Source organism: Rhodopirellula bahusiensis, from assembly GCF_002727185.1.
GTDB classification, from domain to species: domain Bacteria; phylum Planctomycetota; class Planctomycetia; order Pirellulales; family Pirellulaceae; genus Rhodopirellula; species Rhodopirellula bahusiensis.
On record NZ_NIZW01000006.1, the window covers coordinates 254,038 to 266,431 of the forward strand.

General features: G+C 56.5%; 11 protein-coding genes. 5 read left to right on the plus strand and 6 right to left on the minus strand.

Features of this window, described 5'->3' with window-relative positions; translation table 11 throughout:
- Positions 1–139: 139 nt before the first annotated feature.
- The 3 genes from CEE69_RS08835 (at position 140) to csrA (ending at position 3,447) form a co-directional block, all read left to right on the plus strand.
- Positions 140–2,095 carry a flagellin N-terminal helical domain-containing protein gene (locus CEE69_RS08835; RefSeq protein WP_099260319.1) on the plus strand — a complete coding sequence of 652 codons (1,956 nt, stop codon included), beginning with the start codon at positions 140–142 and terminating at the stop codon, positions 2,093–2,095.
- Positions 2,096–2,301: 206 nt separating this feature from the next.
- The gene (gene fliW, locus CEE69_RS08840; protein WP_099260472.1) at positions 2,302–2,766 is read left to right on the plus strand and encodes a flagellar assembly protein FliW; all 465 of its coding nucleotides are present in this window, start codon (positions 2,302–2,304) and stop codon (positions 2,764–2,766) included.
- Positions 2,767–3,222: 456 nt separating this feature from the next.
- Positions 3,223–3,447 carry a carbon storage regulator CsrA gene (gene csrA, locus CEE69_RS08850; RefSeq protein WP_007325270.1) on the plus strand — a complete coding sequence of 75 codons (225 nt, stop codon included), beginning with the start codon at positions 3,223–3,225 and terminating at the stop codon, positions 3,445–3,447.
- Between the two features lie 55 nt (positions 3,448–3,502).
- On the opposite strand, the gene CEE69_RS08855 is transcribed toward csrA, so the two are convergent.
- Genes CEE69_RS08855 through CEE69_RS08875 form a run of 5 tightly spaced genes read right to left on the minus strand, consistent with a single transcriptional unit; the run spans position 3,503 to position 9,540 of the window.
- Positions 3,503–4,009: a molybdopterin synthase catalytic subunit gene (locus tag CEE69_RS08855; RefSeq protein WP_099260321.1), complete on the minus strand. Its 507-nt coding sequence runs from the start codon at positions 4,007–4,009 to the stop codon at positions 3,503–3,505.
- Between the two features lie 3 nt (positions 4,010–4,012).
- Entirely contained in the window at positions 4,013–4,273 is a 261-nt protein-coding gene (locus tag CEE69_RS08860) for a MoaD/ThiS family protein (RefSeq protein ID WP_099260322.1), read from the minus strand.
- The gene (locus tag CEE69_RS08865; RefSeq protein ID WP_099260323.1) at positions 4,270–7,503 is read right to left on the minus strand and encodes an FAD-binding and (Fe-S)-binding domain-containing protein; all 3,234 of its coding nucleotides are present in this window, start codon (positions 7,501–7,503) and stop codon (positions 4,270–4,272) included. Before CEE69_RS08865 ends, CEE69_RS08860 begins: the two co-directional genes overlap by 4 nt.
- 46 nt (positions 7,504–7,549) lie before the next feature.
- Positions 7,550–8,194, minus strand: coding sequence for a DUF2238 domain-containing protein (locus CEE69_RS08870; RefSeq protein WP_233215064.1), 645 nt, complete (start codon positions 8,192–8,194; stop codon positions 7,550–7,552).
- Positions 8,195–8,196: 2 nt separating this feature from the next.
- On the minus strand, positions 8,197–9,540 hold the full coding sequence (locus CEE69_RS08875) for a TlpA disulfide reductase family protein (protein WP_099260324.1): 1,344 nt from the start codon (positions 9,538–9,540) through the stop codon (positions 8,197–8,199).
- Between the two features lie 99 nt (positions 9,541–9,639).
- Here CEE69_RS08875 and CEE69_RS08880 point away from each other — a divergent pair, with 99 nt between their 5' ends.
- Positions 9,640–10,467 (plus strand): inositol monophosphatase family protein, encoded by an 828-nt coding sequence (locus CEE69_RS08880; protein WP_099260325.1) that lies wholly within the window; start codon positions 9,640–9,642, stop codon positions 10,465–10,467.
- Positions 10,468–10,514: 47 nt separating this feature from the next.
- Here the strand turns inward: CEE69_RS08880 and CEE69_RS08885 are convergent, their stop codons facing one another.
- A complete protein-coding gene (locus CEE69_RS08885; protein WP_099260326.1) occupies positions 10,515–11,381 on the minus strand; it encodes a carbon-nitrogen hydrolase in 867 nt (288 codons plus the stop codon).
- Here CEE69_RS08885 and bioD point away from each other — a divergent pair.
- The gene (gene bioD, locus CEE69_RS08890; RefSeq protein ID WP_099260327.1) at positions 11,380–12,150 is read left to right on the plus strand and encodes a dethiobiotin synthase; all 771 of its coding nucleotides are present in this window, start codon (positions 11,380–11,382) and stop codon (positions 12,148–12,150) included. The genes CEE69_RS08885 and bioD overlap by 2 nt on opposite strands.
- Positions 12,151–12,394 lie beyond the last annotated feature (244 nt).

A 12,394-nucleotide genomic window follows, 5' to 3' on the forward strand; every position in this document is an offset into this window, starting at 1 on the left:
GTTCGTCGGCGGCGCTGGCGACAATCGCGAATGGATTGATCTACAGTCTGGATGTCGATCGTGCCGATTACAACGATACCGAAAATACTTCCCACGTGCTTTCGGACGGTGTTTTCGAACCATATCGCATCGTTGAAACATGTCACTGCTACCCGTCGCCACCAATCGAACGAGCACGCCGCTGCAAAATCAGCGGTTGATGTTCCAGCTCAACAGCGACCAATTGGCGATTCAACGTCAATACGATCAGCTGAGCACGGGCCGTCGTGTGCTGAGCATCAGCGACGATCCAGCGTCGGCGGCACGAGCAATCGGGCTTCAGCGACAAGTTTCACGAACCGACCAATTGGTTCGAAACGCGGACGCATCCGAAGCGTTCTACCAATCCGCTGACGTGACGCTGAACAAAGTCGACTCAGCCATCATCGAAGCCCGCGGCGTCGCTGTCGAAGCCGCTCAAAGCATTTTGTCCGATGACGAGCGTGAAGCGTTGGCGATGACGATCCGCCAGCAAATGGAATCGATCGTGAGTGCTGGAAACGGCATGTTCACTGACCACCAACTGCTCGGCGGGGTCCTGCAGACCGAATCCGCGCTCGAACACATCAGCGGAACGGTTCGATTCAACGGGAACCAGGCGACCGGCCAGACCAAACTCGGCGACGGAACTCGCACCGAGTTCACCGTCACGGCTGCTTCCGCGATCGGATTGGGCGAACCGTTCATCGAGGGAAGTTCCTTGGGTGCGGGTTTGAACGAAAACACCCGCCTGATCGACATGAAACAGGGCGATGGCGTCCAGCCCGGCGTGCTGACGGTGTCAGACGGCAACAACTTCGTGGAACTGGATCTCCGGCAAGCCGCAACGATTGGCGATGTGGCCGACATTCTGCGTACCGCTGATTTGGACGGTCGTTCATTGTCGGTGACGTTGGGTGCGGATTCCATCACAGTTCAATACGCGGACGGTTTGCCCGGCACGCTGGCAATCAAAGACGCAGCCGGAAGTCGACTAGCGTCGGATTTGTTGATTTCCAACCCAGATGGTTTTCGACCTCCGCCCTTGGTGGGAGACCGGTTGTCACCCCAGGTGACCGCGGGGACTCCGTTATCGGATCTGAACAACGGTGCCGGATTGGATTTATCCGACGGGTTGGTCATCGATCGTGGAGATGATCGCTACACGATCGACTTTTCAGGAGCCGAAACAGTCGGCGATGTCATCATCGCGATCAACCGAAGTGACGCCGAAGTCCAGGCGGTGCTGAACGAAACGCAAGGCAGAATCGAGCTGCATGCCTTGCGATCGGGAGTCGACTACAGCGTCGGTGAGAATGGTGGCACCGCGGCCACGGAGCTGGGGATTCGCACCGCAACGGAAGACACGGCGATCAGTGAACTTGCACGCGGACGCGGGTTGAATTTCAATCCCGAAGGTCCCGATTTGGTGATCACTCGGCCGGACGGCGTTGAACTGGAATTGGAACTGGAAGATGTGGCGACGGTGGGCGACATCATCGACTTGGTTCGCGATCACCCGGACAACCAAGACACACTTCGCGTTCAGATTGCATTGAACGATGTGGGCAATGGGCTGCGTCTGACAGCACCTCCGGGTGCCGACCCGATTCGAGTCACGCAGCCTGGACTCAGCGACGCGGGCACCTATTTGGGGTGGATCCCCGAGGATGCCACGGCGGCCGAAGGCGAGATCGACGGTAGTTTCGCAGTTTTGAACGGAAGCGATTTCCAGCCACGTGACGCCGGCGGCGCGATCGACACGCTTTTGCGACTCGAGCAAGCAGTTCGTGACGGTGACATCTCGGAAATCGGACGCTTGCAGGCTCGACTGGACGAGGATCTCGACGACAGCACCCGCACACGAGGCCGTGTCGGGGTTTGGCACTCGGCGTTGCAGGATTCCCGCACCGCGGTCGAGAACGAAAACGTTCTGCTGCAGTCGCAATTGTCTGACGCGATGGATGCTGACTTAGCGGTCGTGATCAGCGAACTGCAGGCTCGTCAGGTCGCGTTGGAAGCGTCCATGCGTTTCGTTGGACAAACGTCAGGCATCACGGTCCTCAACTACTTGTAGTCGATGGGTTCGAGCCTGGCTCTTGTTTTTCAACGTGTCAGGAAATTCCGGTTGTAACGGCTGCAGCGAATTTTCGCGTTTTTTCGATTGTTCAGTGAACTGGCACCATCAAGTGGTCGATGAGAGTATCGACGGAGAACCTGATGGAACCGTCTGGGCCAGAACCGGCCTCGGATACCAAAAAATTCGACGAGTGGAATCAAGTCATGCGGATCGACAGTCATCGCTTCGGCACGTTGGAACTCAACGCCGATCAGTTGTTTTTGTTCCCGCAGGGTTTGATCGGAATGGAATCGCTTCATCAGTGGGCGCTCATCCCAGACCCTGACAACGCTTCGGTCGCTTGGCTGCAAAGTGCCGCTCGTGGTGATCGGGCCCTGGCCGTGATCAGCCCACGTGCGTTCTTCCCTGACTATCGCGTCCACATCGGTCGCCGCGATATGTCGAGCTTGCACCTGACTTCGGGCTCGGAAGTCTACGTGATGACCACCGTTGCGGGGCACGTTGGGAAACTGACGACCAATCTGCGAGCTCCATTGATGTTGAACTTGGATCGCCGCTTGGGTTGCCAAGTGATCACCAACGACGATCGTCCCATGCGTCAGCCATTGCCAACCGTGGCGGCTGAGTCGGCCAAACCATTGCCGACGTCGCAGGTTCGAGCTGCCTGAGCGGACTCGACACACCAACACAAACGCGAATGGCGAGCACTCACTGTGCTCGCCATTTTTCGTTGGTAAGCGAGAGTTGATGACCGGGCGGCGAAACAGCCCGCCAGATCCGCTGAATTTTCCGCCAAGACGTCTACTGTGAACCTGAGCCAACGATTCCGTGTCCCGATCCAGTGTTGGGGACCGGTGGGCGTTGCAAACGGGGTACCAAGTCGAATCGGCACGACCGGCACGTGCCGACCTTCTGACCGATGCGTGAACTATTCCATGCGGTGGGTCGATGAGTGGTGTACGCGAGGCGAAACAACGGGTGTTGTTTCATCAGGTGAACCTCGTCCGAAACTTTGCGATGGAATGCAACAACTCTCGGCAATGGACTGCCGCCGTGAACTCATTGAAATTCCTGACGAATTGATTCGAAAGCTCTCCCACTCCGACAACTAAGCCGAGGACACCATGCTCGTCCTTTCCCGACACCGCGACGAAAGCATCATGATTGGTGACGATGTGGTCGTAACCATCGTTGATATCCGAGGCGACAAAGTGCGTCTGGGGATTGAAGCTCCACAAGCAATTCCAGTGCACCGCCAAGAAGTTTATGACGCGATCCAGCGAGAAAATCGCCGGGCGTCACAAACAGGTGCGGGAGCCACAAAAGACGTTCGTCCACCTCGCGACTGAACGCCGTCAGAAGTGATGTTCCGCGAAAATGCCCGATGGGTGTTTTCTAGGAACATTAATGAGTCGTTGGATCGTCCGTCGTGGGTGACGGATGAATCCATTGGCGGTCGCCGGATTCGAATCGTTCCTGTTTCCAAATCGGAACGTCTCGTTTCAAGCGATCCATGATGGTGGCCACCGCATCGAGTGAGGCGACTCGGTGAGAACTGCTGCATCCAACGATCACGCTGGCTTGTCCAATCGGGACAACGCCCAGGCGATGCCAAATCACAACGCGGTGCAAGGTGAATTCCTTCACGGCGTCGTGAGCAAGCTCTCTCAGTTGCTTGGCCGCCATTTCGCGATGTGCTGTGTACGAAAGTTCTTTCGTGACGGTCACGCGATCGCCTTGCACCGTTTTACGGCGAGTCACTCCACGGAACCAAAGCATCGCACCCGCGTCGGGGTGTGCTAGCCAAGGTTCTTTGGAGGACGTCTCGGCGACCATCAGCTCCAACGGTTCGTCTGTTAGACAAACGTTGATCGACGGGTGCGTTTCATCGGTGATGGTTTGAGTTGCCATGTATCAACCGCCACTGACCGGTGGAATCAACGCGACTTCCGCGTTCATCGGAATCACGTGGTCGGACGAAACGTACCTTTGGTCGACTGCTAGACGAGATCGCATCGCCAACGACGCCAGAGAACTGTGTTGCTCGGCGAGCTGCTGCATCAGTTCGCTGACAGTTGCATTTTCATGCGTTAGAACAATCACGCGATCGGCACCGCCAGCTGCCTCGCTGGCCCCGGCAAACAACAACACTTCGATGGAGTGCGGCTGGGTCATGCTTGGCTGCTTTCTGGCGAAGGTGTTTTGCCTCGTAGGTTCAATGCCGGCAGTCGGCCATACGAATGAGCAAGCAACTTCAGCGGATGGATTGCTTCGTAGTCACCGCCATGCTCCATCTGCAATTTGCAAGCGCTGCATTCGGTCGACGGTGCGCTGGACGTCGCTTTGCGAACGGTGGACACCATCGGCCATCCAATTCGCAAGCTGTTGCGGTAGTTCTTTCGCTGCAATCCCCATGTTCCCGCCATCCCACTGCATCCTTTCGCGACGACGTCCACTTCGAGTTCCGGAATCAATCGCATCAAGTTGGCCGCGGCCGTGTCACTGTGTAGAACACGACTGTGGCAAGGTTGGTGATACAACATCCGATGTCGAACGGGTTCGAACTCCAACGTCAGCCGTTTCTCTTGATGCAATGACCAAAGATAATGGCAAGCCTCAAAGCTGTGTTCAGCAACCAAGTGAGCGTCTTCGGTGTCGAGCAGGTTCGGATACTCGTGTTTCAAACACAACGCTGCGGCTGGTTCGGTCGCGAGAACCGTGTAACCCTGCCGGACCGCATCGGCCAACAAGCGAACGTTACGCTTGGCCACTCTGCGTGCGCCCTTCAGGTCGCCCGCGGTGATTCGTCCCATTCCGCTCAAACTTTGTCCAGTCGGAACATAGAACCCAATGCGATTGTGTTGCAGGATCTCCGCCAGTGCACGCCCGATTTCAGGATCGTGATAGTTCGCGAAATGGTCAACGAAGTAAACCACTTTCAATCCGCCGGCCGGTGACGCTCGGTTCCAACGCCTTCGCACTGCGTATCGGACGAAAGGCTCGCTCGCCAGCAAGGGAATTTCGCGAGAAGCGGACAACCCAAGCGTGCGTTCGGCAAACCAACGAAGCGACCGTCGGCGAAGCATCCAGTTTGAGAGCCATGCGACCCGAGAACCCAGTGCCGCCAACATGTCGATCCGGCCAATCAACCAGTCCGACAACGTCAGTCCATTGGTGGCAACGTACTGGGCTTTGATCTCACCAACGACCTTGGGAATGTTCACCGAAGCCGGGCATTCGACTCGACATGAATGGCAGTTGAAGCACAGGTCAGCAACCGCCTTGGCTCGTTCTCCGGTGAGTTCCGAAACCGGCAATTGTCCACTCAATACACCGCGAAGCAGGTTGGCCTTTGCTCGTGGCGAGGCCTCTTCGATGGAGGTGATCCGGAACATCGGGCATTGCCGTTCGTCCGATGCATCCGCCCGGCAACGAGCGCAACCGTTGCAGGCTCGCGTGGTGGTCGTGATGGGAGCCCCACCCGGCCAATGCTGCAGCACTTCCAATTGCGGTGCGGGTTGGTGCGGCATCATGGACGCACCCCACTTCGTCGGCTGTGGTTCAGCCGACGACTCGTCTTCCGACGGATTCTGTTCGCCGGTTGGCTCCATCGCCGGTGGGTCTTTGGCGAGTTCATCCGCTACGGTCGTGGTTGGTGCCGCGTCCGGTTCGTCGGGCGGACTCTCCGACGCCATCTCCAGCGACGATGGAATCACGCTGCGGCCCGAGGCCACGATTTCGATGGTTTGATCCAGCGGGCGTAGATTCTCGTCCGGTTTCTGCAGAACGGCGCCGAAGAGCTTTCCAGGATTGAATCGATGATAAGGATCGAACAAACGTTTGACCTGGCCCATCGCTTGCCAGAGTTCCCCCGATTGTTTGGGCATAAGGTAAGACCGGCTGAGTCCGGCCGCATGCTCCACGCCAATTTGCCCGCCGCGGTCCCAAACCACGCTGGCGATTTCTTCACTGAGTGGACGGATCTTTCTCCGGTCCTCTTGCTTTTGCAAATCCAGCATCGGACGGACATGCAGTTGCCCATGGCCGGCGTGAGCAAAAATGGTCGCTGTTGTTTGATGACGTTTGAGAACGTTTTGGACTGCCACCACCATCCCGGGCAATTGCTCCGGTGGGGAATGAATGTCTTCGACAAACGGAAGTGGCATTTGCGTGCCGCGAACTCGATATTGTCGCGGGATCACTCGGCGGAACAGCGTCCAGTAGAGATCTCGAATTTCGTCCCGAATTGTGTCTTCGGATTGGAACGCTGCATCGTGCCCACTCGAAATCGACTGACGTAAAATCGCCAGTCGATCATACAGGTCGCCAAGCGATTCCCCTTGGATCTCAACCAACATCGCCGCTTCGGCCTCGCGAGGAACCAGGTCAGCGAACCGTTTCTCGCCTTCGCGTGCGATTTGCAGCAACCGGCGGTCCATCACATCGCAAGCGATCGGCCCATGTTCCAATGCCAGCACAGCGGCTCGGGTGGCCGAGTCCAGTCGATGGAAGAAAAACAGGACCACGCCGCGATGTGCCGGAATGGCTTCGGTGCGGAGCGTGGCATCGACCATCAGCCCCAACGTACCCTGCGAACCGCTGAAGAATTTCGCCAGGTCAACTCGGTTATTGGAATCGTAAAGATCATCCAGCCGATAACCGCCACTCGCGGGCGACGCGAAAGCGTTGGAATCGATGTGGTAGTTGAACCGGTTGCGGATCTCGACCAGTCCGCGTGAGACTCGGTTGACGAATCCCGCCTCACCGGATCGATCCAAGAGCGAAGAGTTCGGGTCTCGGATCGCGTCGTGGGCGCCAGCGTCGTTGGTTGCCTCGTTGTCACTGGCTGGCAATGGATCGTATTGCGATAGCTCAACCAGACGTCCGTCGGCGGCAATCATCCGCAACGACAAAACCGTGTTGCGAGCCGAACCGCTTCGCAGATAGTGACTGCCGGATGCGTTGGTCGCGATGACGCCGCCCATCGTTGTGATCGATCGCGTGGCCGGATCGGGACCAAACCAACGCCGGTGGCCTTTCAAGAATCGGTTGACGCTCGATAGAGTCGCGCCGCTTTGAACCGTGACCTGCATCCCATCATCCGACGGGGATATCCGTTTCATGTGGGCCGACATGTCCACAACGATTCCGGGCCCGACGGATTCACCGGAAACACCGCTGCCGCTGCCACGGGGATGTATCGGCAGCTCATTTTCGCAGGCGTACTGGACAGTCGCGGAGACATCCGCGGCGGAACGAGGACGAACCACCGCCAGCGGACGAATTTGATAAATGCTGGCGTCGGAAGCGTACAACTGCGTCGACACTGCATCGCACAATACGTCACCGGAAATCAATCCGCGGAGGTCGTCGTGAAGTCGCTGGCTGTCAATGTCTCGTTGCATTGTCCCATTACGACGCCCCATGACCGGTTCCGTCAAGACGACAGGTTCAGTCGCGGCGAAATTCCGACCAGATCCAGTGGATTCCGATGGCCAGCAGTCCACCCATTCCCGCTAGGCAAAGGTCCTTTTGAGCGTCCCAAACATCGCCTTGTTGACCGTTGTAGGCTTCGGCCTGAGCAGGCGAAAAGAACATGGCGATCTGCCATTCCAAGACTTCGTACGCGGCTCCCACGGCCATCACAACACAAAGTGACAGAAACCATCCCCAGCGTTTCGGGAAAGAATCGTTTGAATGAGAGGCATCCCAAGTTTGCTTCAGCCAATCCAATGCGACGGGGACGCCGAAGCATCCCGAGGCGAAATGAACCAACCGATCATAGTGGTTGCGTTGCCAGCCAAACTGATCCGAAAGAGACATTCCAGTCAGTGACTCGCACCACGCGTCATAGGGCACGTTGGAGTAAATCCAGCGTGCCCCAATGATGTGCAGAACAACAAACGAGATCGCGCAGGCGAAGGAAATTGACGACAGCCGCGCTTGGCTGGTCGACCAAAGCAGCCCCAACAACATGAGCACCGTCGGCGTGTGTTGCAGCCACTGCTCTGCAGGAAACAAAGCATTGCGAAGCGACACGACCATCAGCAACAGCGTCGCGAGCAGAGCGAGCTTCTGTCGATCAAACGAAGTCACAATCAGTCTTGTGTGGTTTCTTCGTCTGCGTCTTCCAAATCCTCAGTGACCTCCGGTTCAACGCCCGTTAGCTCGCTCAGATAGGCCCCCAGGTTTTCCTTCTCGTCATCTGGTGCCGCTTCGATCGCGCGAAGCTGCCACTCGATCGCTGACTCCTTGTCACCCGCCAATGCCTTCAAGTGTGCAAGCGTGTCGTAGGCGGGCCACATCTCATCATTGGACTCATTTTCTTCCGAAGCCAAGGCTGACTCCATCGCACCAATGGTGGTGCTCAGTATTTCGTCACTGTCTTTCCATCCGGACTCAACAGCTTCGTAGACTTCCCATGCCCAACGGTTCATCGACACAGCATCTTCAGGGCTGGCTTCGACTCTCTCTTGGATGATTTCCAACGCGATGTCGCTCTGTTGAGTCGCCAAGGCAGTCGGGAACCAAATCGACTTCAAAGCCGTTTCGTACCGAGTCCCCTCGAACAGGCCAGCGTTGTCTCGCAGGAGTTCCAAAGTGGTGTCATGCAGCCCAGCTCGATGAGCCATGATGATTTTTTGAAAGGCCAACTTGATCTGTTGGTCGCGATCAAACTTCTCTTTCGCCGCGGCACGGTCCCAATCGCCGTTGACGATGGCTTCTAGCGGCTTGTCCATCGACATGGGGTGACCAATCCATTCAACATGTCCATCCTTGCCAACGATGAACGCGGTCGGAATGCCGTTTTGACTTGCGGCCTTCATGTAGTCTTCGTGAACCGACTTGTCTGGGTCAGTGGTCAGGCTGTAAGCGGAAGTCAATTCGCCAAACGTAATCGACTTGGGCTCCTCTTTTTCCTCCTCGGCTGATTCCTCTCCTTCGTCGCCTGGTTCCTCCTTGGGAACCTCGATACCCAGAATTCGTGGACTGACAGTTCGCTTCAAGAACTCGGTGACTGTTTCGAGGTCCTCTGTGCTGACACTCACAACACGAACGCCTTGGTCCTCGTACTTGCTCTGCATTTCGGCCAGGTGAGGCATGCTGTAGAGGCACGGGCCGCACCAAGTCGCCCAGAATTCCACAACGTAAACCTTGCCCGGCTCAAAATTTGACATCGGCGAAGGGGAGTCGCCGACCCAATGTTCGATGTCCAGTGCAGGAGCCAGCGAACCAATCGACATCGCCTTCGGCTCTTCTTCTGCTTCTGTTTTCTCAGCCTTGGCTCCCGCCGCATTGTCGTTTTCAGGACTGGCTTTCGCGGCGGTAATTTTCTTCGCCTCGACAGATGGGGCGGTCGTGCGATCGTCCCCCTTGGCAATCCCGCCGGCACCAATCACAAAACAGCAAACAAACACACGAGCGGTCGAAAAGATTTTCACGACGAACTTCCTCGTTGGGCAAATCGGATGGAGAGTCAGGGGATGACTCCTTCACGATAACAAACTGCCGCCTTCTCCAATTGCCGAAAGATTCGAAAAATGTCCGAGAACAATTTGAGGCGGTCTGACCTACTCGACACCGCGGTCAGGGCTGCTCAAACCGGCGGTGAAATTCTCCACCGCTATTTCGAAAACGGCGTCACGATGCGGGATAAATCCACGGATGGAGGGAAGACTTACGACCTTGTCAGCGACGCTGATTTAGAAAGCGAAAAAGCAGTCGCGGCTCTCATTCGAGAGTCATACCCCGAGCACGAACTATTGGGCGAAGAGGACCTCAAGGGCGGTGACGCCAGCGCAAAACACTTGTGGGTGATCGACCCACTCGACGGCACTAACAACTTCGCTCATCACCTGCCACATTTCGCGGTTTCGATCGCCTATTACGAATCGGGCGTTCCAATCGTCGGAGCCGTCTACAATCCAATTCGCGAAGATTTGTTCACCGCCGTTCAGGGGCAAGGTGCCTTTGAGAATGGAAAACAAGTCCAGGTCAGCGATTCAAGTTCGCTCAATCAATCCATGATCGGCTGTGGGTTCTACTACGATCGAGGCGACATGATGCGTGCCACGCTGGACGCAATCGCGGAGTGCTTCCAAAACGACATCCATGGAATTCGCCGGTTCGGGACCGCATCCCTTGACTTGTGTCAAGTTGGCTGCGGCGGATTTGATGCATTCTTCGAGTACAAGCTGTCGCCGTGGGACTTCGCCGCCGGAGCACTCTTTATCACGGAAGCAGGCGGAGTGATCACGACCGCGACGGGGGAAGTCTTGCCGCTGGAAACAACCAGTGTCTTGGCCAGCAACGGAAAAATTCATGCGGCGATGCAAGACATCACCACGCGACATGCCTTGCCAAAGTGACTTTGTTTGGCGAGCGGCAATGTCGACATGCGAGATGACCTACTCGCTCAGTCAATCCAGCGTTTCGTGAGATCACCGTAGGCATCAATGCGACGATCACGAAGGAATGGCCAGTGAGTGCGAACGACATCAATATCGGCGAACTGGCAATCGGCGGATACAATCTGATCGCTAGAGCAGTCGCCTTGCGAAAGGATTTCTCCTCTCGGCGAGGCGATGAAGGACGAACCCCAGAATTCGACTCGTCCTTCGATTCCGACACGGTTGGGAGCACCCAAATAGACGCCGTTTGCAATCGCGTGGGCTCGCATCGCCGTCATCCAGGCATCCCGCTGGCCTTCGCCGAATTCCTCTTTCTCTTCATCGATCCAGCCAATCGCGGTCGGGTACAACAGAATCTCGGCGCCCGCCAGTGCGAACAAACGAGCCGCTTCCGGGAACCATTGATCCCAGCAGATTCCCACACCTAGTTTCGCATAGCGGGTGGGGATGACTTTGAATCCTAAATCACCGGGTATGAAATAGAACTTCTCGTAGTACAACGGGTCATCGGGAATGTGCATCTTTCGATACACTCCCGCGATGCTTCCATCCGCATCCAAAACTACGGCACTGTTGTGATACACACCCGGCGCCCGGCGTTCGAAAATCGGAGCCACAATCACCACGCCCAAACGTTCGGCCACGGGCTGCAGGGCTTCGGTTGTGGGTCCGGGAATTGATTCGGCCAAGTCGAAGTTGTCATGGTCTTCGCTCTGACAGGGGTAACATGTCGCGAACAGTTCTTGCAGACAAATGACCTGGGCACCCTCGGCGGCTGCCTTTTCTATCCATCCAATCGATGCTTCGATCGACTTGTCTTTCGACCCCGCATCACGCATTTGAATCAACGACAATTTGACCGAAGAACTCATGGCAAGTCTCTATTACGTAACGGGAACCGATACCGAGGTTGGCAAAACGTACTGCACCGCGAAAACGGTCGAGCGGATGATGGAGTGCGGGCAGCGGGTCGGGGTCTACAAACCGGTGGCCAGCGGTTGCGTAGTGCGACCCGACGGCGAACGGTATAGTGTCGATGCGACGACGCTCTGGCAAGCGGCAGGACGTCCCAAAAACATCGACGCGGTTTGCCCTCAACGATTCATCGCCGCTTTGTCGCCACCGCGATCGGCTGCGAAGGAAGGGACCCAAGTTGATACGCGGCGTCTGCGAGATGGTTTAGCGGTTTGGTGCGATGGCGAATTTGATGTCGTCATGATCGAAGGAGCCGGCGGACTCTTCAGCCCAATCAGTGACGACTGGTTGAACATCGACTTGGCGATTGAAATGAAACGTTGGAGCGAACAACACGGGCACTCCTTTGAGTTGCTGCTCGTCGCCCCCGACCGGCTGGGAGTGTTGCATCATGTCATCTCAACCTCGCGAGCCGCGGCGGCAGCAGGGATGCCAATCATTGGCTGGATACTGAATCGAATCGATGATTTCCCGGACGAGTCAACGCAAACCAATGCCGAAGATCTGCTTCATTGGTGCGCGATACCGATGATCGCATCAGTACAGCATCCAGGTGGCCGTTTGGTCGTGTTTTCCGGGGCGAACCGCGACAACCCCACGCCGGAAACGTCCCGTGAAACTGCCGGCTGTGTGAATTTTTTCAATCAAACAACGTTTCGGCGTTGACACTCATTTGTCGCCAGTGGTACCCCACTTTCAACGGCAAGGGCATTCCCACCGCCGTCCCACCTTCACCCACGCAAAGTTGGGCTTCACCATCCAAACATAAGTTTCGTTGACAAGAAATCGTTTGCGGGAATGGTTTCTTCGTCGGTTCACTCCGACGGAAGCATTTGCACTCGCTGCGACGGTTACTGGGTCAATCGTCTCAGCGTTTTGCTTCTCAACGAAACTTATCTGCGCACCGGAG

Coding starts and splice junctions, on each gene's coding strand:
- CEE69_RS08835 (WP_099260319.1), top strand. CDS start 140: ATGTCACTGCTACCCGTCGCCACCAATCGAACGAGCACGCCGCTGCAA.
- fliW (WP_099260472.1), top strand. CDS start 2,302: ATGCGGATCGACAGTCATCGCTTCGGCACGTTGGAACTCAACGCCGAT.
- csrA (WP_007325270.1), top strand. CDS start 3,223: ATGCTCGTCCTTTCCCGACACCGCGACGAAAGCATCATGATTGGTGAC.
- CEE69_RS08855 (WP_099260321.1), bottom strand. CDS start 4,009: ATGGCAACTCAAACCATCACCGATGAAACGCACCCGTCGATCAACGTT.
- CEE69_RS08860 (WP_099260322.1), bottom strand. CDS start 4,273: ATGACCCAGCCGCACTCCATCGAAGTGTTGTTGTTTGCCGGGGCCAGC.
- CEE69_RS08865 (WP_099260323.1), bottom strand. CDS start 7,503: ATGCAACGAGACATTGACAGCCAGCGACTTCACGACGACCTCCGCGGA.
- CEE69_RS08880 (WP_099260325.1), top strand. CDS start 9,640: ATGTCCGAGAACAATTTGAGGCGGTCTGACCTACTCGACACCGCGGTC.
- bioD (WP_099260327.1), top strand. CDS start 11,380: ATGGCAAGTCTCTATTACGTAACGGGAACCGATACCGAGGTTGGCAAA.
- CEE69_RS08885 (WP_099260326.1), bottom strand. CDS start 11,381: ATGAGTTCTTCGGTCAAATTGTCGTTGATTCAAATGCGTGATGCGGGG.